This window comes from Planctomycetota bacterium, from assembly GCA_035384565.1.
GTDB lineage: Bacteria > Planctomycetota > PUPC01 > DSUN01 > DSUN01 > DAOOIT01.
On the sequence record DAOOIT010000014.1, the window covers coordinates 60,670 to 84,130 of the forward strand.

Annotated in this window: 18 protein-coding genes; 14 read left to right on the top strand and 4 right to left on the bottom strand. The window is 69.4% G+C overall.

All coding sequences use genetic code 11. The annotated features are described in order from the left end of the window. Positions 1–20: 20 nt before the first annotated feature. The 10 genes from PLE19_07365 (at position 21) to pdxA (ending at position 13,989) form a co-directional block, all read left to right on the top strand. On the top strand, positions 21–1,115 hold the full coding sequence (locus PLE19_07365; protein ID HPD14750.1) for a uroporphyrinogen decarboxylase family protein: 1,095 nt from the start codon (positions 21–23) through the stop codon (positions 1,113–1,115). A gap of 96 nt (positions 1,116–1,211) precedes the next feature. Next, positions 1,212–6,044: a hypothetical protein gene (locus PLE19_07370; GenBank protein ID HPD14751.1), complete on the top strand. Its 4,833-nt coding sequence runs from the start codon at positions 1,212–1,214 to the stop codon at positions 6,042–6,044. 13 nt (positions 6,045–6,057) lie between these two features. Continuing rightward, positions 6,058–6,258 carry a hypothetical protein gene (locus PLE19_07375; protein ID HPD14752.1) on the top strand — a complete coding sequence of 67 codons (201 nt, stop codon included), beginning with the start codon at positions 6,058–6,060 and terminating at the stop codon, positions 6,256–6,258. A 201-nt stretch (positions 6,259–6,459) separates the two neighbouring features. After that, positions 6,460–7,344: an acetylglutamate kinase gene (gene argB / locus PLE19_07380; GenBank protein HPD14753.1), complete on the top strand. Its 885-nt coding sequence runs from the start codon at positions 6,460–6,462 to the stop codon at positions 7,342–7,344. Beyond that, entirely contained in the window at positions 7,344–8,552 is a 1,209-nt protein-coding gene (locus PLE19_07385; GenBank protein ID HPD14754.1) for an aspartate aminotransferase family protein, read from the top strand. Before argB ends, PLE19_07385 begins: the two co-directional genes overlap by 1 nt. An 11-nt stretch (positions 8,553–8,563) precedes the next feature. Then, entirely contained in the window at positions 8,564–9,313 is a 750-nt protein-coding gene (gene rph, locus PLE19_07390; GenBank protein HPD14755.1) for a ribonuclease PH, read from the top strand. Beyond that, a complete protein-coding gene (locus PLE19_07395) occupies positions 9,310–10,920 on the top strand; it encodes an XTP/dITP diphosphatase (GenBank protein HPD14756.1) in 1,611 nt (536 codons plus the stop codon). Before rph ends, PLE19_07395 begins: the two co-directional genes overlap by 4 nt. A 24-nt stretch (positions 10,921–10,944) precedes the next feature. Beyond that, positions 10,945–12,147 (top strand): signal peptidase I, encoded by a 1,203-nt coding sequence (lepB, locus tag PLE19_07400; protein ID HPD14757.1) that lies wholly within the window; start codon positions 10,945–10,947, stop codon positions 12,145–12,147. Positions 12,148–12,169: 22 nt separating this feature from the next. Then, the gene (lptB, locus tag PLE19_07405) at positions 12,170–12,892 is read left to right on the top strand and encodes an LPS export ABC transporter ATP-binding protein (GenBank protein ID HPD14758.1); all 723 of its coding nucleotides are present in this window, start codon (positions 12,170–12,172) and stop codon (positions 12,890–12,892) included. Between the two features lie 47 nt (positions 12,893–12,939). Beyond that, positions 12,940–13,989: a 4-hydroxythreonine-4-phosphate dehydrogenase PdxA gene (pdxA, locus tag PLE19_07410; protein HPD14759.1), complete on the top strand. Its 1,050-nt coding sequence runs from the start codon at positions 12,940–12,942 to the stop codon at positions 13,987–13,989. Here the strand turns inward: pdxA and PLE19_07415 are convergent. Further along, positions 13,967–15,538, bottom strand: coding sequence for a hypothetical protein (locus tag PLE19_07415; protein HPD14760.1), 1,572 nt, complete (start codon positions 15,536–15,538; stop codon positions 13,967–13,969). The two genes, pdxA and PLE19_07415, sit on opposite strands and share 23 nt — an antisense overlap. Positions 15,539–16,041: 503 nt before the next feature. Here PLE19_07415 and dapF point away from each other — a divergent pair. Together dapF and PLE19_07425 are read left to right on the top strand one after the other, a co-directional pair. Continuing rightward, the gene (gene dapF, locus PLE19_07420) at positions 16,042–16,887 is read left to right on the top strand and encodes a diaminopimelate epimerase (protein HPD14761.1); all 846 of its coding nucleotides are present in this window, start codon (positions 16,042–16,044) and stop codon (positions 16,885–16,887) included. 14 nt (positions 16,888–16,901) lie between these two features. Further along, positions 16,902–18,473, top strand: coding sequence for a beta-galactosidase trimerization domain-containing protein (locus PLE19_07425; GenBank protein HPD14762.1), 1,572 nt, complete (start codon positions 16,902–16,904; stop codon positions 18,471–18,473). 4 nt (positions 18,474–18,477) lie between these two features. On the opposite strand, the gene PLE19_07430 is transcribed toward PLE19_07425, so the two are convergent. Both PLE19_07430 and PLE19_07435 read right to left on the bottom strand, forming a co-directional pair. Then, on the bottom strand, positions 18,478–18,999 hold the full coding sequence (locus PLE19_07430; protein ID HPD14763.1) for a HEAT repeat domain-containing protein: 522 nt from the start codon (positions 18,997–18,999) through the stop codon (positions 18,478–18,480). Between the two features lie 43 nt (positions 19,000–19,042). Then, positions 19,043–19,987 carry a peptidyl-prolyl cis-trans isomerase gene (locus PLE19_07435; protein HPD14764.1) on the bottom strand — a complete coding sequence of 315 codons (945 nt, stop codon included), beginning with the start codon at positions 19,985–19,987 and terminating at the stop codon, positions 19,043–19,045. Between the two features lie 143 nt (positions 19,988–20,130). Here PLE19_07435 and PLE19_07440 point away from each other — a divergent pair, with 143 nt between their 5' ends. Together PLE19_07440 and PLE19_07445 are read left to right on the top strand one after the other, a co-directional pair. Further along, positions 20,131–20,430 carry a hypothetical protein gene (locus tag PLE19_07440; protein HPD14765.1) on the top strand — a complete coding sequence of 100 codons (300 nt, stop codon included), beginning with the start codon at positions 20,131–20,133 and terminating at the stop codon, positions 20,428–20,430. 97 nt (positions 20,431–20,527) lie between these two features. Beyond that, positions 20,528–21,823 carry a Gfo/Idh/MocA family oxidoreductase gene (locus PLE19_07445; GenBank protein HPD14766.1) on the top strand — a complete coding sequence of 432 codons (1,296 nt, stop codon included), beginning with the start codon at positions 20,528–20,530 and terminating at the stop codon, positions 21,821–21,823. An 87-nt stretch (positions 21,824–21,910) separates the two neighbouring features. Here PLE19_07445 and PLE19_07450 read toward each other — a convergent pair whose 3' ends face one another. Next, on the bottom strand, positions 21,911–23,443 hold the full coding sequence (locus PLE19_07450) for a VCBS repeat-containing protein (protein ID HPD14767.1): 1,533 nt from the start codon (positions 23,441–23,443) through the stop codon (positions 21,911–21,913). Between the last annotated feature and the right edge of the window lie 18 nt (positions 23,444–23,461).

Consider the following 23,461-nt stretch of genomic DNA (forward strand, 5'->3'; position numbering starts at 1 on the left):
CAAGCACCGAGACGAGACAGATGAACGACCTTGAGCGATTCCGGGCGTGCATGGAATACCAGGCGGTGGACAGGGCGCCGTTCTGGGACTGGGGGGCGTGGCCAGAGACGGTCGAGCGGTGGAAGACGGAGGGGTTCGATCCCAACCGCCATCCAGCGGCCATCTGCGACCAGAGGCACTGGGTCGGCCACTGGTTCTTCCCCAACCCGCCCTTCGAGCGAAAGGTGGTCTCCGAAGATGCCGGCCACGTGGTCTACGTGAACCACGAGGGCATTCTGATGATGGAGCGGCGCGACCAGCCCTACAGCTCAATGCCGCAGTTCCTCAAGTTCCCCGTCGAGACCCGCGACGATTTCCGCCGCTTCTGGCGCGACCGGATGCGGCCCGACCCCGTTGCACGCATCGGACCCGACTGGCGAGAGAAACTGGCCGCAATGCGCGCCCGCCCCGTGCCCCTCATCATCATCTCCGACCGCTGGGGCGGGTTCTTTGGGCCGCTGCGGAACCTCGTCGGCGTCGAGCGCCTCTGCACCCTCTTCTACGACGACCCGGCATTCGTCGAGGAGATGATGGATGCGAACGCCGACTTCGTCATCGCCCTGATGGGTCAGGTGCTCGACGTCGTCACGCCCGATGCCTTCGGCCTCTGGGAGGACATGGCCTACAACCACGCCCCGCTGGTCTCGCCCGCGATGGTGCGGCGGTTCATGCTGCCCCGCTACCGCCGCGTGTTCGACTTCGTGAGGTCGAAGGGCGTGAAGTATGTCGGACTGGACAGTGATGGACAGGTTGACGCCCTCATCCCTGTGTGGCTGGAGGCGGGGCTGAACTTCCTGTATCCGTTCGAGGTTCAGGCTGGTATGGACGTTGTGGCGGTGCGGCGGAAGTACGGCCGCGAGCTGCGGCTCTGGGGCGGGATTGACAAGCGGGCGCTGGCCAGCGGCCCTGCCGCGATTGACGCCGAGCTGCGCCGTGTGGCGCCCCCAATCGCCGACGGCGGCTATATTCCCCACACCGACCACTCCTGCCCGCCCGACATCGCCTTCGCCCACTATCGCTACTACCTGTGCAAGCTCCGCGAGGCGTGTGCGCGGGCGGCCGGCTCCCCGACTTGACGCAGCGCGGCGCGTGCGCTAGACTTCTGCGGGTGCGTTCTTCCCGAACACCTGTCCGCGCAAGCGTAGAAACATCTGATACATAGGGGGACAACGGTGAAGAGAGCCGCAGGCCTTGCACTGTGCGCCATCTGCTTGGGCATCGGCCTGTCCAACTGCGTCAAGCAGAGGCAATTCCCCGAGGCCCTCGACCCGGCCGTCGTAGAGGCCGAAATCGTGCGGGCCAAGGGCATCGATCTTGCCAAAGCCAACCCGCCAGCGGAGGCCGTAGCCCCCACGCCCGTGCCGCCCAAGGAACCCACCATCGCCATGGCCGAGCCGCCCAAGGAGCCCGTCGCGCCCAAGCCCGAGCCTCTGAAGGAACCCGTGGCGCCCAAGCCCGAACCGCCTAAAGAGCCGGTCGCGCCCAAGCCGGAGCCTCCGAAGGAACCCGTGGCGCCCACGCCCGAGCCACCCAAAGAGCCGGTCGCCCCCAAGCCCGAGCCTCCGAAGGAGCCCGTGGCGCCCACGCCCGAGCCACCCAAAGAGCCGGTCGCCCCCAAGCCCGAGCCTCCGAAGGAGCCCGTGGCGCCCACGCCCGAGCCTCCGAAGGAACCCGTGGCGCCCAAGCCCGAACCGCCCAAGGAGCCGGTCGCCCCCAAGCCCGAGCCTCCGAAGGAGCCCGTGGCGCCCAAGCCCGAGCCTCCGAAGGAGCCCGTGGCGCCCAAGCCCGAGCCGCCGAAGGAGCCCGTGGCGCCCAAGCCCGAGCCGCCGAAGGAGCCGGTCGCGCCCAAGCCCGAGCCTCCGAAGGAGCCCGTGGCGCCCACGCCCGAGCCGCCCAAGGGCGTGCTCAAGGGCGGACTGTTCCTGGTCTCGCCCTCACTACGCAAGACCTACGCCGCCGGCGAGCGGGCTGAGGTCACCCTCGTCGCCCTGGTCGAGGGCGATATTCCCATGGCGGCCGCGACTCTGACGATGATGGGCCCACAGGGCGAGTCCTGGACGGCGACCGATGCTCTCGGCCCGCTGTCGGCGGGCCGCCACTCGGTGACGTACGGCATTGACACCGCGTGTTTCGCGCCCGGCTCGTACAAAGTGCGCGCCAGCCTGGGCGAGGAGAAGTCGAACGCCCAGGACCTCGTCATCGCCCCGTCCGTTCCCGCCACTCACTTTACCCTGGCAGGCTGGTTGCCGAAGCCCCCGAACAGCGAGATGGATGCGTCGCGCTGGAGCAGGTTCCTCGGTCTCAACACCGTCTTGGTCGAGGACCGCTCCGGCTGGGGCTCGGACGGCACGCAGACGATGGACACCGCGTTCACGGCCACGAGTCGCGGCCTGCGCGCCTTGCCCGACGCCCGCCCGATGGAGCACGGCTGGGCCGCGCCGCCCTTCGTACGCACGGCCGATCTCCTCACCGCCGCCGGCCTGCGATGGGTGAACGCCTGCGCCGTGAGCGGCGGCCGCCAGGGCCACCTGATGCCCGAGCGCGAGTTGGCCGACCCCGAGGTGGTGAAGGGCGCCGTCCACCGCGTCCACCAGCGCCTCCTGGCCGAGCGCCGCTTCCGCAACTTCGCGGGCCTGCTCTTCACAGACGAGTCCCTGTTGCCCCGCGTCGGCGCCACCGAGGCGGCCACGCCGTTCGGCGTGCCGAGCCAGCTTGCCGCCTACAAGAAGTTCACCGGAGCCAAGGACGTCCCCTGGCAGCAAGGCTCGCAGAAGTGGGACGAGTGGTACCCCTTCCTGATGTTCCGCGCCGGCATCCTGGGCGAGGCGCTCGCCGCCTGGTCGTCCGCCGCGCGCGAGGCGGCCCCGCACGCCCTGGCCACCTCGTTCCTCCACTCGCCCACGGACCTCGCCGACGGCGCCTATCCGCCGCTCCAGGCCCGCGGCCTGCCCCTTATCACCACCACCGCTTCGCCCACGGGACCGGCCGGCATGATGATGCCGGCCATCGCGGTGGACCTCCAGCGGCTGGGCCACCCCGGCAAGCCCCTCTGGTACATGCCGCAACTCGCCGACGACGCGGACCTGGATGAACTGCGCACGGCTCTCTTCCTGGCCGTCGCCCGCAAGGTGGACGGTCTGGTGTATCCGAAGACCCTGGACTACCACCTCGACCGGCCCGCGCTCGGCGGCGCCGCGATGGACGTCCAGACCAACGTCAGCAGCGTAAACACGCTCCTGACCCGACTGGGCGACTTCCTGCTCGCCCTCGAGAAGCCGCGGGACGATGTGGCCATCCTCTACTCGGTCACCGAGCACATTGATCGCATCGGCCGCGACCCGGTGAAGAACCCCGTCGCGCCCGCGTATCCGTGGACTCTCATCTCCGCCTACGATGCGTGCCTGATGGCTCACTTCCCGGCCACGTTTCTCGCCGAGGAGGAGCTGCTGAGCGGCGGCAAGCTGGGCTGCAAGGTGATCCTGGTGGTCGGCCTCAACCGCCTGCGGCCCGAGGTCCAGGCGCGCCTCGAGCAGTTCATCGCCGCCGGCGGCTCCGTGCTCACCGACAGCACCACCACAGTGGCCATCCAGGGTGCGCGGCCCCTCGGCATCGAGTTCCCCGACCTCAACGCGTACGCCGCCGAGATCAGCACCACGGGCAGCGACGGCAAGACCGATCCCGCGCTGGCGCTCCGCGATCTCGCGGTCCACACCAAGCTGCTCTACCCTCTGCTCGGCCAGTTGCGCACCGAGCTCAAGCAGTGCATCGAGCGCGACTACACGTCGGCCGATCCCGACATCATCGTCTGCGATCAACGCTGCGGAGGGGGGCGCTACATCCTCCTCGTCAACAACACCCAGCGGCCCGACCTCTACCGCGGGCTGAAGTGGGAGCTGGCCGCGGCCCAAACAAAGGTCACCTTCCGCGAAGGCAACTACACGGTCTACGAGGCCACCGAGGGCCGCCGCCTCTTCCCCTTGCGCGAGAAGGGGCACCCCACCCTGGCTCTCATCCTGCCGCCGGGAGCCCTTCGCATCTACGCGCTCCTGCCCGAGGCCATCCAGGGGGTGCGGATCAGCCGCGCCAGCCTCGGCCGCGACGGTCTCAGCCTGGCGGCGGCCGTGCATGGCGAGGCGCGCTCGGTCTTCGGCGGAGCCAAGCCCCTCAATGCGGCCGTGCCGATCGAGATCACCATCGCCGACCCCGCTGGCATCGAGCGCCTGCGATTCTACCGCGCCCACACGCCGGCCGGATACCAGGAAACCCTGCCCTTCCCCCAGACCGGCGCGGCAGGCCGCTGGACGGTCACCGTGCGCGAACTCCTCAGCGGGCAGACCGCGAGCGCCACGTTCCGCACGGGCGCCGGCGCGCCGTCCTGGGCCACCCGACGCGGCCCCCTGGCCGTCTATGACGGGGAAGCGGTGAACGCCCTCCTGCGCTCGAGCGCGCCCCTGCTCCTCGTCGCCGGCACCGAAGAGGAACTTGCGAAGGCCGAGACCCTGGCCGCCGCGCTCCGCGCCCAGCAGCGGGTCGCCGAGGTGCAGCTCGCCGCCCCGCTGGCCAAGCCACGCGCCCTCACCAAGGAGCAGGCGGCAACTTATGTAAGCGCCGCGCCCGACAATGCCCCGACGCCAGACATCCGGCAGCCCGCCATTCTGCTCGGCGAGGCCGCCACCCATCCGCTCATCCAGTGGGTGCACAACTCGGGCGTCCTGCCCCGCACGGTGACCCCCGATTATCCCGGCCCCGGCGGCGCGCTCATCGCCAGCGCGCTCTCGGCCTTCGAGCCGGGGGTGCCCGTCGTCGTCGCCGCCGCCTCCGACGCCGCGGGCGTGGACCGCGCCATCGAGGCCCTGCTGGCGGCCTCGCGCGGCGGCGCACCGGCCACGGCATGGACGCCCCTCGCCCCCTCGCGCCCCGAGGCCGTTGCCGGGGCGGCTCCGCGTGCGCCCAGGGCCGAGCAGCTCGCCGTGAGCTGGCAGCACCGCGGCACCGACGTGCCCGTCTGCTCGGCCGTGCCCATCCAGGGCAACGACGCAACCGTCGGCTTCTACGACGGCATGGTCCTCTCCTTCAACTCGATGGGCAAGGAACTGTGGCGCCGGCGCTGCGTCACCCGCACCCGCGCCGTCGCGCGCAGCGTAGACGGCGTCTGGGCCGCCCTCGCCGGCTTCCCGGAGGTGCGTCTCGTGTCGGCCCAGGGCCGCCTCCAGTTCGAGGTGGGCATGGAGGAGACCTATTACAGGGCAGACTACACGGCCCTCGCCATCACGCCGGACGGCACCCTCACCGTGGCCGGCACCCGGCGCGGCGAGGTGCTCGGCTACGACCTCCAGGGCAACAAGGTCTTCGCAATCGGAGAGAAGGATGCCGACGAGCAGAAGGAGGGCTGGCAGTCGCGCCTCGGCTGCATCAATGCGCTGAACATCGCGCTCCGGACCGGCGTGATCGTGGCGGGCGGCGAACTGGGCACCGTGGCCCTTGACCCCAAGGGCCAGGAACTCTGGGCATCGGCCGATCTGAACCGCGTGACCTGCATCGCCAGCAGCCTGGGCGAGGAGCAAACCGTGGCCGTGGGCAGCCGGACCGGCGTCGTGGCCTGCGTGAGCGGCGGCACCGTGCTCTGGCGCAACCAGGCCGACAGCTATATCACAGCGGTCGCCTTCCGTGGCGACACCCAGGAGGTCTTGGCCGCCTGCCTCGACGGGACGGTGACCTGCTACGACAAGAACGGGAAGGCGCTGTGGACTCACCGCGCGTCGCAGGGCTTCCGCTTCGTGGCCTCGTCGGTGGACGGCTCGGTGGTCGCCGCCGCCGAGCTCACGGGCAAGGCGGTGCTCTTGAGCAAGGCGGGCGCCGTCATCGCCGAGACACCCAACCTGGGCTCGGCCATCACCGCCATGAGCCTGACGTCCGATGGCCAGTACCTCATCGTCGGAACGGCGGCCAACGACGTCCTGGCCTTCCGCCACCGCCGCGCCGTCGCGGAGCAGGACGAACTGTAACAGGAGCTTCCGAATGGAGATGATACGCGACGGCGGCAAGACCGTCGTCTGCCCCGAATGCTACGCCCACCTGCACCTGCCCGAGCCGGTCAAGGAGGGCCAGGAGATCGAGTGCCACCAGTGCCGCGTGCTCGTCGTGATCCAGAGGGTCAACGGCAAGCTCACCCCCGTGGCGCGCAAGCCCAAGGACGCCGACGAGGACAAGACCTGGTAGGCCCGGCCGGGGCCGCTCGCTCAGCCATCCGCTGCACGTACAGAGGGCCTGATTCCCGCCAGACGGTGGCCGCGCGTCCATGGCCGCCGACCACGCGCAACCGTACCAAGCCACCCCACGCAGCCATCTTCGGCGATTGACTTTGGAGCGCGCTTGCCTATAATGTGAGTTCCAAGCATTTCGTTTCGCGAGGGAAAGTCGGTGGAACGAGCCAAGGCCAAAGCGGCGGCGCTGATCGAGGCATTGCCCTATCTCCAGCAGTTCCGCGGCCGCACCATGGTCGTGAAGTTCGGCGGAGCCGCCATGAATCCCCAGGGCGACCTGGCCGATATCCTCTTCAGCCTGGTCTTCCTGAGCCACGTGGGCGTCCGCCCCGTGCTGGTGCATGGCGGCGGCCACTTCATCAGCCAGGCGATGAAGGAGCGCGGGCTTCAGCCCACCTTCGTGCGCGGCCGGCGGGTGACCGACGAGGCCGCCCTCGCCATCGTGGAGGAGGTGCTGATTAACAAGGTCAACGCCCAGCTCGTGGCGAAGATCGAGGAACTCGGCGGCAGCGCCGTGGGCCTCCACTCGCGCCACGGCCGGCCCCTCCTCGGCGAGAAGCTCCTCGAGACGGCCGAGGACGGCACGCCCGTGGACCTGGGCCTCGTGGGCCGCGTCTTCTCGGTGCGCACGGCCCTCATCAACGACGTGCTCGATGCCGGCTGCATCCCGGTCATCGCCCCGCTCGCCGTGTCGCTCGACGGCCAGGTGCTCAACTGCAACGCCGACACGGCGTCCTGGAAGGTCGCCGCCGACCTCAAGGCCGAGAAGCTCGTGCTGCTGAGCGACGTGGCCGGCATCCTGCGCGACCGCAAGGACGAGAGCACGCTGATCTCCACCCTCACCAAGGACCAGGCGGAGCGGCTCGAGCGCGAGGGCGTCATCGAGGGCGGCATGCTGCCCAAGGTGGATGCCTGCATCCGCGCCGTCGAGGCCGGAGTCCGCAAAGCCCACATGATCGACGGCCGCATCCCGCACGCCCTGCTGCTCGAGATCTTCACCGACAAGGGCGTGGGCACTGAGATCATCCGGTCGAGAGGCTGATGACCACACAACAAACCGTTGCACTCTTCGAGAAGCACGTTATCGCCAACTACGCCCGTTCGCCCATCGTCGCCGTGCGCGGCAAGGGGAGCTGGCTGTGGGACGCCGATGGCAAGCGTTACCTCGACCTCTTCCCCGGCTGGGGCGTGAACGGCATCGGGCACTGCCATCCGCGCGTGGTGGCCGCGGTCCGCGAGCAGGTTGGCAAGCTCATGCACGTTGCCAACGTGCCGTTCTATATCGAGGAGCAGGGCCGCCTGGCGGAACTCATCGGCACCTGCTCCTTCGGCGGCAAGACCTTCTTCTGCAACAGCGGCGCCGAGGCCAACGAGGCGGCCATCAAGCTGGCCCGCCGCTATGCCGCCGATCAGGCGGCCGCCGGCTCGCACCCCGTGCGCTACAAGGTCATCACCGCCTACAACTCCTTCCACGGCCGCACCCTCACCACGGTGGCCGCCACGGCGCAGCCCAAGTACCACGCCGGCTTCTACCCCCTGCCGCCGGGCTTCGTGCACGTGCCCTACAACGACGCCGACGTGGTGGCCAAGCTCATTGACGCAGAGACCTGCGCCGTCATGGTCGAGCCGATCCAGGGCGAAGGCGGCGTGAACGTGCCCTCGGACGGCTACCTGCCCGCCCTGCGCAGGCTGTGCGACGAGCGCGGCATCCTGCTGCTCTTCGACGAAGTGCAGACCGGCGTCGGCCGCACGGGCAAGTGGTTCGGCCACCAGAACTGGGGCGTCGAACCCGATATCATGAGTCTGGCCAAGGCCCTCGGCGGCGGGCTGGCCATCGGCGCCATGGTGGCCAAGCCGCACATTGCCAAGAGCCTCGTGCCCGGCACCCACGCCTCGACCTTCGGCGGCAACCCGATCGCCTGCGCCGCCGGCATCGCCACCTTCGAGGCCATCCGCGAGGAGGGGCTCCTCGAAAACGCTGTCCGCATCGGCGACCGCATCAAGAGCCGCATGAACGCCGCGGCGAAGAAGGTCGGTTTCATCCGCGACGTGCGTGGGCTCGGCTGCATGATCGGCGTCGAGCTGGCCAAGCCGGGCGCGGACATCGTCAAGCGCTGCATGGCCGACGGCCTGCTCCTGAACTGCACTCACGACACCGTGCTGCGGATGCTCCCCTCCATGGCCGCCACCGAGGCCGAGATTGACCTCGGGATGGACATCCTGGAGCGGGCGCTGCTGGCAACCGCTTGAGAGGCCACGTCTTGGCAACTAAGGGCACCGCGCGAGCCGACGGGCGCCGGCCTGACGAACTGAGGCCGGTGAGGATTCGCCGCCGTTACACCACCTCGCCCCACGGCTCGGTGCTCATCGAGATGGGGGCGACCCGGGTGCTCTGCACAGCCATGGTCGAACAGGGCGTGCCGAAGTTCCTCTTCAACAGCGACCAGGGCTGGCTCACGGCCGAGTACGGCATGCTGCCCGGCTCCACCCCCACGCGCAAACCGCGCGAGACGGGCACGAATGTGGACGGACGCAGTGTGGAGATCCGCCGCCTGATCGGCCGCGCCATGCGCGCCGCCGTCAACCTCAAGGCATTCGTCGGCCACACCATCTGGCTCGATTGCGACGTGCTCCAGGCCGACGGCGGCACCCGCACCGCGGCCATCACGGGCGCTTACGTCGCCCTCGCCGACGCCGTGGCCTGGATGCGGCGGCAGAACCTCACACGCGCCGAGCCCCTCACGGCCATGGTCGCAGCGATCAGCGTGGGCCTCGTCGGCGGACAGGCCGTGCTCGACCTGCCGTACGCAGAGGATGCCGCGGCCGACGTGGACATGAACATCGTGATGACCGACCGGGGCGACTTCATCGAGGTCCAGGGCACCGCCGAGCACGGGGCATTCGGCGAGGCGGCACTGGCCGGCATGCTGGACCTGGCGAAGGGTGGCATTCGACGGCTCTTTGAGTTGCAGACCCAGGCTCTCCGCTGGCGGAGCACGCCGTGGGCATGAGCAGCGCCCGACGCGTGATCGTGCTGGGCAGCAGCAATCCGGGCAAGCTGCGCGAAGCGCGCGCCGCGCTCGCCGGGCTGCCCATCGAGTTGCGCGGCCTGGCCGACTACCCCCAGGCTCGGCCGCCCGAGGAGACGGGCCGCACTTTCGCCGAGAACGCCCGCCTCAAGGCAACCGCGTTGGCGAGGCAGCTCGGCGCCTGGGTGCTGGCCGACGACTCGGGCCTGTGCGTGGACGCGCTGGGCGGGCGCCCCGGCGTTCGCTCTGCCCGGTACGCCGGCCCTGACGCCACCGATGCTGACAAGGTGGCCAAGCTCCTCGACGAGTTGAGGGGCGTCGAGGACGCACAGCGGACCGCCCGCTTCGTGTGCGCCCTGGCTCTGGCCTCACCCCATGGCCTGCTCCTCGAAGTCGAGGGCGCCTGCGAGGGCCGCATCCTCTCGGAGCCGCGCGGCTGCGACGGCTTTGGCTACGACCCTGTGTTCCTCTATCCCGAACTCGGGATGACGTTTGCGGAGATTCCGCTGGAGCGCAAGAACTCGGTGAGCCACCGCGGGCGCGCCATCGCCGCACTGGCTCGAAGACTCCCCGAGCTGCTGGAGAGGCAGGAGGCCGACATGAGCACGCATTTCGTGGGGATTGACCTGGGGGGGTTGAACATCAAGGGCGGCGTGGTGACCCGCGAGGGCAAGGTGCTGAGCTTCGACAGCATCCCCACCGAGGGCCAGAAGGGGCGCGACCACGTGCTGGACCGCATCGCCCTGCTCGTCGAGCGCGTGATCGAGCAGTCAGGCCTGCCGCGCACGCAGATTGCCGGCGTCGGCATCGGCTCGCCCGGGCCGCTGAGCATCGCCAGGGGCCTCATCTACGAGGCACCCAACCTGCCCGGCTGGGTGAACCTGCCCCTGGCCGCTGAGATCCAGAAGCGCACACACTTGCCCACCGTCATCGAGAACGACGCCAACGCCGCCGCGCTGGCCGAGGCCGTGGCCGGCGCGGGCAAGGGCCTCGACTGCATGATCATGCTCACGCTCGGCACCGGCATCGGCGGCGGCATCGTGCTCCATGGGCGCGTCTGGCACGGGGCCGACGACATCGCCGCCGAGCTGGGCCACGTGTCCATCTGCTATGCGGGGCGGCGCTGCAACTGCGGCACCCTCGGCTGCGTGGAGGCCTACGCCTCGGCGACCGCCGTCGTCAAGCGCACGCACGAGGCCCTCCGCCAGGGCGCCCGCAGCTCGCTCGCTAAGGGTGGCAAGCACGACCTGGCCGCCGTCGCCAAGGAGGATAAGTGCGGCCATATCTTCCAGGTGGCCAGGAAGGGCGACCGCCTCGCCAAGCAGATCGTCGCCGACACCATCGTCTACCTGGCCACGGCCATCGGTAGCTTGATCAACACGTTCAACCCCGACATGATCGTATTGTTCGGCGGCATGACCAAGGCTGGCAGCCAGCTCCTCGTGCCGCTGCGCAAGGAGGTGGCGAAGCGCTGTTTCAAGGTGGGCGCCCGCCGCTGCAAGATCGTCGTGAGCCGACTCGGGGGCCACGCCGGCACCATCGGTTCGGCACTCTCGGCTCTGCAACTGCTGGGGACCCAAGGGGCCTAAGGGACGCGAGCCCGCAACACCGCTATGGCTAAGCACGACGACAAGCCGAACGATCCACGCGCGTTGCGCCGCCAGGTGCGCGAGGTGGCCGACTCGCTCGCCATCGCCTTCATTCTGGCCATGGTCATCCGCCACTACGTGCTCGAGGTCTTCAAGATCCCTACCAAGTCCATGGAGCCCACCCTGCTCGGCGACCCGTGGAGCGGCGACAAGATTCTCGTCAACAAGTTCGCCTACGACTTCCGCGACCCACGCCGGTGGGAGATCGCTGTCTTCAAGTACCCCGTGGACACGACGAAAAACTACATCAAGCGCGTGGTCGGCCTGCCGGGCGAGAACGTGCGCGTGCGCTACGGCGACCTCTACATCAACGGCGCCATCGCGCGCAAGCCCTGGCGTGTGCAGAAGGACCTCTGGCGCCTATGCCCCCACTCCGGCGAGGCCAGGAGCTGGCGCGGCACAGACGGCTGGACGCTCGCCGACAACGACTTCACGGCGAACTGCGGGGGGAACTCCGCCGATGCCGAGCTGGTCTACGAGCGCGAGATCACCGCCTACGACGCCGAGAGCACCACCCTCCGCAGCGGCAGGTCGCTGCCCTACATCCCCACCAGCGACATCATGGTCGAGTTCCTCCTCGTCCCTCGCCGTGCCGCGGGGGCATTGAGCGTGGGTCTGGACATTCTGTCGCCCTCGACCTACAACGGCAGCCCGCGCAAGCTGATGGACCAGTGGGAAGTGACGTTCGCCCTCGACGCCGCGCCGTGCGTGCCGGAGGTGCGAAGGAGCGGCCGCCTCTTCGCCGTCGGCGCCCCGTGCCGCTTCACCTTGGAGCGACCAACCCTGGTGCAGGTGTGCAACGTGGACCGCTCGCTCCTCGTGCGCGTGGGCGACACCGAGGTGGTGCGCAAGGAGTACGAGCCAACGGCCGACGTCTTCGAGTGGGGCGCCTTCACCACCGAGGCCCGAATCCAACTCGCGTGCGCCGGGGCAGAGCTCACGCTCCGCAATCCCGCCGTCTACGTGGACGTCTACTACACCGACAACCCCCATTCCTTCGCCGTCCGCGCGCCGTACCAGTTGGGCGCCGACGAGTACTTCGTCCTGGGCGACAACAGCGTCAACTCGAACGACAGCCGCGCCTGGGAGAAGGTGCCGCGCAGCTATCTGGTGGGGGAAGCGTTCCTGGTGCTCTGGCCCCTGGGCCGCATGAAGCTCGTGCGCTGACCCACCCCAGTCGAGGATTCCCATGCCCCTCCTGCACTGCGAAGACCTGGTGAAGACTTACGGCGGACGCCGCGTGGTAGACAAGGCCAGCTTCGAGGTCGAGACCGGCGAGATCGTCGGCCTCCTCGGCCCCAACGGCGCCGGCAAGACCACCTCGTTCCGCATGACCATCGGCATGATCCACCCCAACGAGGGCAAAGTGGTCTTCCGCGGCCAGGAGATCACCCGCCTTCCCATGTACCGCCGCGCGCGCCTGGGCATGGGCTACCTCTCGCAGGAGCCCTCGCTCTTCCAACGCCTCACCGCCCGCAACAACCTGCTCGCCATCCTCGAGACACTGCCCCTCAGCCGCGCCGACCGCCTTCGCCGCCTCGACCAGCTTCTCCAGGATTTCGACCTCGTGAAGGTGGCGGGCAACATGGCCGGCAACCTCTCGGGCGGCGAGCGGCGCCGCCTCGAGATCGCCCGCGCCCTCATCACCAACCCCCAGGTGTTCCTTCTCGACGAGCCGTTCTCGGGCATTGACCCCAAGAAGATCACCGACATTCAGAACATCATCCGCCAGCTCCGATCCAAGGGGATGAGCATCCTGCTCACCGACCACAACGTGCGCGACACGCTCCGAGTGACCGACCGCGCCTACATCATTGACCAGGGCCGCATCCTCGCGCACGGCTCGCCCGAAGAGATCGTCGAACACCCCGACGTCAAGCAACGCTACCTGGGCCACGAGTTCACGTTGTGAGCTCCCGGGCTTGCCCTGGCGCCCGGCGCCGCCCCCTGGAGCCTGGAATGCAGGCGAAGCCTGCCATCGCCGTTACGATGGGCGACCCCGCGGGCATCGGCCCCGAAGTCGTTGTCAAGGCCCTCGCCGATGAACGCGTGCGCGCGGTCTGCCGCCCCATCGTCTTCGGCGACGAGGCCGCACTGCGCGAAGCCGCGCGCCGCCTCGGCCTCCGCGCGGACTGGCTGACAATTGAGAGCGACGTTCGTGGCGTGGCCCGCAGGCCGTATCTGGATGGGTTGCCCGCCAGTGCCTCGACAGCCGTCCTCGACCTCGGCGACTGCCCGCCTGGCCTGCTCTTCGCGGGCAAGCCCACGCGCGACGGCGGCTGCGCATCTCTTCGCTACGTCGAACAGGCCGCCGCAGCGGTTCGCGACGGCCATGCCGACGCCCTCGCCACGGCCCCCATCCACAAGCAGGCCATCGTCATGGCCGGCTCCCCCTTCGCCGGCCACACCGATCTGCTCGGCCACCTCCTGGGTGTCGAGCATCCCGTGATGATGCTGGTAGGCGGGCCGCTGCGCGTGGCCCTCGTCACTCACCACATCGCCCTGGCCGACGTGCCCGACGCCATTTCCACCGAAGCCATCGTCGCCACGGCCAGCGTCGTGGACGACTCGCTTCGCTCCCTCTTTGCCATCCCCGAGCCGCGCCTGGCCGTGTGTGGCCTCAACCCCCACGCGAGCGACGGCTCGCGCTTCGGCACCGAAGAGCTGCGGCTCATCGAGCCCGCCGTCGTCCGACTCAGGCGGGCAGGCATCCACGCCCGCGGCCCCGTGCCGCCCGACACCTGCTTCCACCGCGCCGTGAATGGCCGCGAGTTCGACGCCGTCATCTGCATGTACCATGACCAGGGCCTCATCCCCCTCAAGCTCCTGGCCTTCGACACCGGCGTCAACGTCACCCTCGGCCTCCCCATCCTCCGCACCAGCGCGGACCACGGCACGGCCTACGACATTGCCGGCCGCGGAACCGCCTCGCCCAACTCCATGATCGAGGCGATCCTGCTCGCGGCCTCGATGTGGCGGGCACGGGTCAGCGCACAAGCGCGTAATTGAGGCAGCGGCGGCCGGTGCTCATCTGGATGTACTCGGTGGACCGGATGCGGCGGATGATCTCCGCCGCGTCGGCGAAGTCTGGCCGCACGTAGAAGTGCTGCGTGTCATAGGGCGTCTCGCCGAAGACGGCGGCCAGCACGTAACCCCGCCTCTCCGCATACGCCTTCAGCTTCACCGTCATCGCGTCCCACTCGGTGTTGACGGCGGGCGGCACGAGCGGCGAGAAGTAGGCGTGGAAGGCGATCACCTCGGGGTTCTGCCGGGCCAGGTACTCGTCGGTGATGCCGCCGTGGTGGGCGATCCAGGGGTCGTTCAGGCCCCAGGTGTCAATGGCCCGCCACTCGCTGTAAAGGGGCAGCAGGCCCGCCTCGCTGACGGCGATGGTGTAGCCCCTCCCGCGGAAGTCGCGCAACGCTCGCCCCACCGCCGCGTTGCCGTCGGCGTAGAGCACAGGAAGCCGCGACATGCGGTGGTGGTAGGCCAGCACGCTCAGGAATACCGCGCCGCCCACCACGGCCGCCGTGAGACGGCTCCTCGGCGGCAGCGACCGCCACGGCGGCAGCCGCCATTCGGCGAACAGCCCCTCAGCCAGCGGCGGCCAGGCGATGAGGAAGATCGGCTGGATGGCGTACTGGAAGCGCCAGTGGTAATTCATCTCGCTCGATAGCAGCACCCACAGCCCGACGAAGCCCGCCATGGGGATGAGGGCGAAGACTGCTTGCCGAGCGGTCTCGCGCGACCGGAACCCGGCGAGAAACGCCAGCATGAAGGGCAGCGAGAAACGCGCGGCGCCACGCACCGCGATCACCAACCCGTCCCAGTGCAGCGCTCCCCCGCCCTTCTTGTAGAACGGGTTCGGCAGCGGATAGCCGAAGTACTGCCACCGCCAGGCGAAATAGGCGCCCCCCAGCACCGCGAACACGCCCACAAACCAGGCGATCGGTTCGACGGACCGCCGCAGGCCCCGCATGAACACCACCGCAGCGAGCATGAATGCGGCCAGGAACACCCCCTCGGGCCGGATCAACCCCATCACAAGTCCGCTGAGCGCGAACGAAACTGAGGCCCAGCGCGACGACGGACCCTGGGCGAGGCGCGTCGCCAGCATCCACGTGACGCACGCGAAGAGCGCGAAGAACGGCGTGCCGAAGCAGGCCGACGTATAGGCCAGCCCCGGCCCGACCGCCAGGTAGGCCGCCGACAGGGCGGCCATCCACTGGCGCGACCCGTGAAGCCGACGCACCGCCTGGTAGACCAGAGCCACCGTCAGCAAGTGCGAGGCGAGGCACAGCCCGCGCACGGCGTCCTGGAGCGGCACCCCCAACCGATGCAGGCCGGCCACGGCGAGCATGAAGAGGAAATCGGTCGCGCCATCCACGGGCGCCTCGCCGACATTCCACACCACGCCGTGGCCCTCCGCCACGTGCTTCGAGTAGCGCATCAGGATCGCCGCGTCCTCGAACGGCTGCGGCGCCCACACCACCAGCGCCGGCCCATAGGCCGCCGTCAGGCAGACAATCAGAATCGTGAGGAACCCGTCGTGCCGCATGCGCTTCTCCGCACTGGCCTCTAGGAGCCTGTCCAAGAATCCGCGTGGGACTGCGACGCCCGCGATTCTGGCCGCAGGCTAGGAGCACGGAGGAGGCGATGCAACGGAGAGCATCGCTGACGACGTGCGACAACGCCTGCGGCCAGAAGTCGCGGCGTCCCTTCGGGTTGCGGCGGCAGCGGAGCGTCTGCCGCGTTGCGTCTCCTCAGCGATGCGCTCCGTAGCATCGCCTGCGGAGCCGCGCCTTGCAGACGGCCCGCTGGCGCCGGCAACGCAGCCCACGGGGATTCCTGGACAGGCTCCTAGGCTAACGATTCGGGCGGAAGATGCAAGGGGGGAATGGTTCGACAAGGCGACGAAGGCGTGAGGTGCAAGACCGGAGGCTCCTCGTCCCCATCCATCCCATCCGTCCTCCCTGCCCGGCAAGCCCTCTGGTTTGACTCCATCTGCGCGCGCTCCTATAATGCGGGCCGCCTCTTGGAAAGGAAGCAGGGCCCATGCGAATCCCGTTTGTGAAAATGCACGGATGCGGGAACGACTACGTCTACATTGACTGCCGCGAGCGCGAGTTCCCCGACCCGGCGCGCCTCGCTGTGCGCTTGAGCGACCGGCACTTCGGCGTGGGCGGCGACGGCATCATCCTCATCCTCCCGTCGGCCCAGGCCGACTACCGGATGCGGATGTTCAACGCCGACGGCTCCGAGGCCGAGATGTGCGGCAACGGCATCCGCTGCTTCGCCAAATACCTCTATGACCGCGGCCTGGTGAAGGGCGACGAGGCCCGCATCGAGACCGGCGCCGGCATCCGCATCGTGCGCATCACTGCCGAAGGCGGCAAGGCACGGCGCGTGCGGGTGAACATGGGCGCCCCACGCCTCGAGCGGAGCCAGATTCCCATGCAAGGGCCGCCCGGCCAGGCCCTCAACGACGAACTCTCGATCGATGTCCCAGGCCAGGGCCCTCTCTCCTTTCGCTTCACCGCCGTGTCCATGGGCAACCCGCACTGCATCATCTACGTGGATGACACGGACCGCTACCCCGTAGCCCTCTACGGCCCGCTCATCGAGAACCACCGCCTCTTCCCCAGGCGCACGAACGTGGAGTTCGTGCAGGTGCTCTCGGCCGGCGAGGCGAAGATGCGTGTGTGGGAGCGCGGCTCGGGCGAAACCCTCGCCTGCGGCACTGGCGCATCGGCCACGTGTGTGGCCGGCGTGCTCAACCAGAAGACCGACCGTGTCCTGCTCCTCCATCTCCTCGGCGGCGACCTGGAGCTCGAGTGGGCTGCCGATGGCAACGTGTACCTCACCGGCCCCGCCGAGCAGGTCTTCGAGGGCGTGGCCGAGCTCTAGCGCCGGAACCGCCGATGGCCAGACGCGCTGTGCAGTACTATCGCGCTGAGCCGCCCCCCGAGAGCGAGTGGGAGCGAGACTTCGCCACGATGGCCCGCTCGGGTTTCGAGGGAGTCGTGCTCCCGGCCCCCTGGGAGGGTCTGCGAAACCAGGCGGCGTTGTCGCGCCAAGCCGCGCTGGCGGCACGGTGCGGACTGCGCGTTCTCGTGACCCCAACGTTCCGTGCCCGCGCCGCGCGGCCCGACGCCGCTGAGCTGCGCTCTTGGGCGAAGGATGTGGCTGAAGTATCGGACAGCCTGACCGTTCTGCTCGTCGCGCGGGTCGGCGAAGCGCCGCCCTGCGACGCCGGCAACATGGAATGGGGCTTCGAAGCAAACGGCTTCCTGCCCCACCGCGTGGCCGACCAAGCGGTCGCCTTCGCGCGGCACAGGCCCTTCTGGGTCGTCGGCCTCCCAGCCCACACGGCCGAGCAGGTGCGGCTCCAGGCATGGAGCAGCCTGGCCGTGCCTGGCGCCTCGCTGGTCTACGAGGCCTGGCGTCCGGACCTCCAGGCGGGCCTGGGCATCCGGCCCGGCCTGGCGCGGCCCGATGGCGCCCCCAGCCCGCGGCTCGAGGAGCTTCTGAGCTTCGGCCGCTTGCTCGCCCGCCACCCCGATCTGGCGACTGCAAAGCCCTTCCCCGCGGAGGCCGCCGTAGTCGTCGTGCGCGAATCCGAGCGATTCTGGGCCGCGAGCGATGAGGGCGCAGGCTCCTACTGGGAGGCCATGAGTGGCGCTTACGAGGCGCTGGGCTCGCGTGGAGCACAGGTGGAGTTCGCGCCGCCCGACGGCTTGGCGCCCTATCCCGTGGCATACCTGCCGATGTCTCTGTCGGTGAGCCCGACCACGGCGGACGCGCTCCGTGCCTACGTGGAGGCCGGCGGCTGCCTTGTGGCCGAGGCGGGCGTGGCGCGCTTCGACGAGCGGGGCGCCACCACGCGCGAGACGCCTCGCCACGGCCTCGTCGCGCTGTTCGGGGCGCGCGCCCTGGATGCCGCTGAGACAGTCTCGGGCGATTCGATCCCCACATTCTCCGGACGGAGGGGGCCCTACCCGTGCTTCGGATGCCGCGAGCCGCTCGAAGCCACAGGCGGACGGGCGAAGTCGGCGTTCGCCGACGGCACAGCGGCCATCGTGGACCACGCGCTCGGGTCCGGCACCACCCGCCTGATCGGCACTTGGCCGGCTCTGGGCTTCGCGCGCACGGGCGATAGGAGCTACGCGCAGGTGATCCTCGACTCACTGGCCCTCGCCAGACTCAAACAGCGGGTCATCACCACAGCGCCCGGGCCACTCGTGCGCCTGATTGCTGGCGCGAGCGGCCTCGGCTTCCTTTGCGCCCTCAACCCGAAGGCCGCGGCGTCGGAAGCCCGGCTGCGCGTGAGCCGGGCGCTCGGGCGGTTCCGCCACGCGCGCGATCTCCAGACCGGCCGGCGCCTGCGCCTCCTCAACAACAGGCTGCGGATGAGGGTCGCCCCTTACGATGGCGTGCTGCTGCGACTCGAGGCGGCCACACCCCGCCGTTGGCAGGCCGTCGCCGGCGCTTGAGCGTTCATCTGCCGACGGGAACTGGGGGCCTGGCCCGGGGCGGGCGCTCGCTGGCTGCGCGGATACGGTGCGCCGCGCGCAGCGCCGCATCGGCCACGCTGGGGTCGCCTTCACCGACGGCGCGGTCGAGGAACGGCAGCGCCTGGGGGTCGCCGATGGCGCCCAGGGCATCGGCCGCGGCGCAGCGCACGCTCGGCTCCGGGTCGCGCAGGAGCCGCACGATCCCGGGCACGGCCAGCCGCGACCGTTGCGCGCCGAGAAACAGGGCGGCTCCCGCCCGTACCGCGGCGTCCCGATGGCCCAGCAACTGGAACCCCACCGCAAGGCCCTCTCCACCCGCGGCTGCGATGGCGTCGCGGACGGCTTCCGCCGTCGGCGGCTCAAGGCCGGTGCCGCGGCGGAGCCTGGCATGGACTTCGATCGAACCAGAGCCCGAGGCCCAGCCGTCGGTGCGCCGGTCGTCGCGCACCAGAGCGGCCGCGAGGCAGCCAACGGCCAGCAGGGTGCAGAATCTCGCAGGCTTCATGGCGGTCGCCGTCGGGCGCCGCGCCGACGCGCCGCGCCGCGTTTCACTCCCGCGGGGCATCGGCGGGCACGAAGTCGAACCTCAGGATCGAGGCCTCGCTGCGCAGCCGCTCGATGAGCTGTTCGCGCCGCCGCTGGCGCTCGTCGGCCTGGAGCTGGCGCTCGATGGCCGGCCGAGCCTCCGCCAGCGACTGGCGGCTCGCGGGCTGCACACCTGCCACCTTCACAATGAGGAAGCTGTCGCCCGACTCGATCGGCTCGCTGAACTCGCCCGGCTTGAGGCGGAAGACTGCCTCGTCCAGCGCCGGGATCAGCGAGCCCTTTCTCATCCAACCCTGGTCGCCGCCCTTGTCGGCGGCGGGCCCTTTCGAGTAGCGACGCGCCAGCAGGGCGAAGTCCTCGCCCTTCTTCAGCTCGGCCACGATCTCCTGCGCCTTTCGCCTCACCGCAGTCTTGTCGCCGCCGAAGTCGGCGGCGCGCAGCATGATGAGCGACACCTGGCGTTGCTCGCGCAGCAGGAAGTCGTCGCGGTGCTTCTCGTAGTAGTCGGCCACCTCGTCGGGGCTGATGGCGCGGGCCGAGTAGAGCGTGGAGAGCATTCGCCCGACCATCAGGTTCTCGCGGATCATGTCGCGGCGGTCTTCGGCCTTGATGCCCGCCTTGGCCAACCGCTCCACCTCGGCGTTGACGGCCTCGGGGGGCACCTCGATGCGCCGGCGACGGGCCTCCAACACCAGCAGCCGGCTCTCGATCAGGGTCTCGCGGGCCTTGTTCCAGGTGGCGCGGTACTCGTCGGGCGAGAGGTCGGGCGCCTCGCGGTACATTTCGGCCACGAGGCCGTCCACCTCGAGCTTTGTGATCGGCTCGTTGTTCACGATGGCGACGATGGAGTTCACCAGGCCGGGCGGTCCTTCGCCCGGACGCTCCAGCGCCACCGCCGGCAGCGCCGCCAACAGCAGGCCGGCTGCCAGGCTTGCTATCCTCAGCATGATCCCTTCCGTCGCACGAGCGGCCGCGGGGCTCCCATGCGGATACTAGCAGATGCGCCGCGGGGTTGTCAAGGCGGTGAAAACGGCTTTGACACACATCCCGCCCCTGCCCTATAATCAGCGAAACGCAGGAGAACGCGCGAGTGAAGAAAGAAGAGGCCGAGAGGCTGGCACGAGCGAGGATCGCGGGACCGGTCCATGGCATCGGTCTGGACAACGACGATGGCCACGTCCGGATCACCAAGATGGATAATTTCCGGCTTCTGGGGGGCTCGCAAGAGACGCACGAGCACATGCAGGAGAAGGCCATCAAGTTCAACGAGCGCCTCAAGAAGCACGAGAAGCGGGTGACCGATCTCTCGGTTCGGCAGTTCGTCGAGCTCGCCGGCGAGGTGGGCATGCTGCCCCACCCCCCCGACAGCGAGAAGGCCGGGTCCGACTAACCCGGAGCCCCGCGCTTGCAGCGGCGGCAGGCGTGCGATAGACTGGAGCGCGTCGCCGACGGGTTCTATCGTTTCATTCTCTCCAGGAGGCAGGCACGTGAGCGAGAAGAAAGGCGTATCGAGGCGGGACTTCATGCAGGGGGCGCTGGCCGCTGGGGCGGCCTTCGGCGCGTTCACGATCGTGGGCGCGACGGCGCGCGGGCAGGCGGGCAAGCCCCTTACCGCGGGCCTCGTGGGCTGCGGCAGCCGCGGGCGCGGCGCGGCCATCAATTTCCTCGAAGCGGGCAAGTTCCTCAACACCGAGGTGAAGATCGCCGCCCTCGCCGACGTCTACAAAGACCCGCTCGAGAAGACCCGCGAGCGCCTGAAGCAGGACGGCCTGGAGATCCCCGACTCCCGATGCTTCGAAGGTTACGACGGCTACAAGAAGCTGCTCGACAGCGGCGTGGACGTGGTGCTGCTGGCCACGCCCCCCGTCTTCCGCCCGTTGCACTTCGAGGCCGCGGTGAAGGCGGGCAAGCACATCTTCATGGAGAAGCCGGTCTGCGTGGACCCCGTGGGCGGCCAGCGCATCATCGCGACGGGTGAGGAGGCCACGAAGAAGAACCTCTCGGTGGTGGCCGGCACCCAGCGTCGCCACCAGCAGGTCTACCTGGCCGGCCGCAAGCTCGTCGAGGACGGGGCCGTGGGCACCATCTGGGGCGGCGCCGTCTACTGGTGCGGCGGCTCGGCCTGGCGCAACGAGCGGCAGCCCGGCTGGAGCGATATCGAGTACATCACGAGGAACTGGATCAATTTCGTGCAGATGTCGGGCGACCACATCATCGAACAGCACGTACACAATATTGATGTGATGATCTGGTTCCTCGGCGCTCTGCCCACCCATGCCGTGGCCATGGGCGGGCGCGCGCGGCGCAAGACGGGCAACCAGTACGACTTCTTCAGCGTGGACTACAATTTCAAGGGCGGCATCCACGTCCACAGCCTCTCGCGGCAGGTCCAGGGCACCTGGAGCCGCGAGGGCGAGGAGTTGATCGGCGAGAAGGGCATCGTGCGCAGCGGCCGCGTCGTTCTCCACTCCAAGGAGAAGCCCAAGGTCCCCGAGTTCCCGGGCCACGACAACCCTTACGTGCAGGAGCACGTGGACCTGATCAACAGCATTGTGAAGGGCAAGCCGATCAACGAGTCGCAAGAGGTGGCCGACAGCACGCTCGTGGGCATCATGGGCCGCATCTCGGCCTACACGGGCCAGGCGGTCCGCTACAGCGACGTGGCCAAACCCGATGGCCAGTACGGCAAGCTGGCGTTCACACCGGCGCCGGAGGACTTCGAGAAGGGGGCGATCCAGCTCCCCGCCGAGGAGATTCCCGTGCCCGGCACCGCGGACGCCTGAGTTTGCGCGATGGCGCAAGCGAGAAGGGGGAGCCTTCCGTAGCAAGCGGGAAGGCTCCCCCGTTCCATGCCCGGCGCGGGCCAGGCGTCACGGCTCGCGGATCTCGACCACGGAGTCGGCCTTCACCGCGCTCTGCGCGACCCGCCGCCGCGAGGGGTAGAACTCGACGGCCACGTCGGCTGCCTCCCGCGCGCCAAGGCCAAAATGCCGCTCGGTAGCCGAGGCGGCGTAGTAGCTGTGGAAGCTCTGCCTGCCCCAGATCGCCACCTGCTCGTGCCCCAGGCGGTTCCGTGTGCCGGCCTCGAAGACCTCGATCCTCGCTCCCGTGGCGGCGCGGTTGCCTTTCGCTCCGAGGAGACGCACGCGGAGCCAGCGCTGCCTCGGCAGGTCGTTGCGGAAGACCTCGACGCCTTTCTCCCTGCCCTCAGGGCCTTTGCCGCAGGTGAGGAGGTCGAGGTCGCCATCGCCCTCAATATCGCCGAAGCACAGGCCCTCGTCCACCGCCGACCACGCGCCCGTGGGCAGGCCCCATGCCTCGTTCATCACCTCGAAGCGTCCCCCGCCCAGCCCGCGGAGAATGTAGACGAAGTGGCGACCGTTGATCAGGATGTCAGGCACGCCGTCGTTGTCGAGGTCCGTGGCCACGGCCCCGCCCCAGTTCGTGTGGGCGAAGCGCAGCCTGTCGCCGCCGGCGATGGCGTCGGGCTTTGCGGCGAATCGTCCCTGCCCGTCGTTCAGGTAGAGGGCGAGACGCAGGGGCGGCTTGGCGCCCTCGACGCAGATCAGGTCGAAGTCACCGTCCAGGTCGAGGTCGCCCACGCCGTGAATGCTCCCGCCTTCCGGGTTCAGCCCCGCCTCGACCGTCACGTCGGTGAAGCGCAGCCCGCCGTCGTTGCGCAGGATGCGCCGGCCGGGCGGGTTGTAGCCACGGCGGGTCACCAGGAAATCGAGGTCGCCATCGCCATCCAGGTCCGCGGGGATCGGGCACGTTTCCTGCGTGCCGACTTCGATGGGCGCGCCGGCGCCGAACGAGCCACCGCCCTTGCCTCGGAAGAGTAGGATCTTGCGGCTGTCGCGCCCCCCCTCGTCGGCCAGATAGTCAGCAATGCCGTCGCCGTCGAGGTCCGCGATGGCGCACGCGCGGTTGAAGTGGTCGAGTGTGCGCGGCCGCGTGAAGTTCCAGGCACCGGGCTGGCAGGCATTGCGGTAGAGCACGCCCCCGCCGTCGTGCCATGAGGCCAGGATGTCGAGCTTGCCGTCCTCATCGAAGTCGTGGGCGAGGCGGATCTCGCCGCCGGGATACGGAATATCGTCGCCTGCGCGCACGCCGCGTGGCACGGCCAGCTTCGGGTCCACATACGTGAAATGCCCCTTGCCGTCGTTGCTGGCGGCAGCGGCCGGCGAGCCGTGGCCGCCGAGGTGCAGGTCGAGGTCGCCATCGCCATCGAGGTCCACCAGATCGATCCCGCTGAGCCACCATATCGGCACAGCGTCGTAGTGCGCTCGGACCGCGGCAGCGACGCCCGACTCCTCAGTCACGTTGGCAAACGGCTTGGGGGGCACCGACGCGGCGCGCAGGGACGCCGCGAGGATCACGCACAGGAGGGCCAAGGGCTTCACGCTTCCGCTCCTCTGCCC

Coding starts and splice junctions, on each gene's coding strand:
- PLE19_07415 (HPD14760.1), bottom strand. CDS start 15,538: ATGCGGCACGACGGGTTCCTCACGATTCTGATTGTCTGCCTGACGGCG.
- PLE19_07430 (HPD14763.1), bottom strand. CDS start 18,999: ATGAAGCCTGCGAGATTCTGCACCCTGCTGGCCGTTGGCTGCCTCGCG.
- lepB (HPD14757.1), top strand. CDS start 10,945: ATGGCTAAGCACGACGACAAGCCGAACGATCCACGCGCGTTGCGCCGC.
- PLE19_07365 (HPD14750.1), top strand. CDS start 21: ATGAACGACCTTGAGCGATTCCGGGCGTGCATGGAATACCAGGCGGTG.
- lptB (HPD14758.1), top strand. CDS start 12,170: ATGCCCCTCCTGCACTGCGAAGACCTGGTGAAGACTTACGGCGGACGC.
- PLE19_07435 (HPD14764.1), bottom strand. CDS start 19,987: ATGCTGAGGATAGCAAGCCTGGCAGCCGGCCTGCTGTTGGCGGCGCTG.
- pdxA (HPD14759.1), top strand. CDS start 12,940: ATGCAGGCGAAGCCTGCCATCGCCGTTACGATGGGCGACCCCGCGGGC.
- PLE19_07385 (HPD14754.1), top strand. CDS start 7,344: ATGACCACACAACAAACCGTTGCACTCTTCGAGAAGCACGTTATCGCC.
- PLE19_07425 (HPD14762.1), top strand. CDS start 16,902: ATGGCCAGACGCGCTGTGCAGTACTATCGCGCTGAGCCGCCCCCCGAG.
- PLE19_07375 (HPD14752.1), top strand. CDS start 6,058: ATGGAGATGATACGCGACGGCGGCAAGACCGTCGTCTGCCCCGAATGC.
- PLE19_07395 (HPD14756.1), top strand. CDS start 9,310: ATGAGCAGCGCCCGACGCGTGATCGTGCTGGGCAGCAGCAATCCGGGC.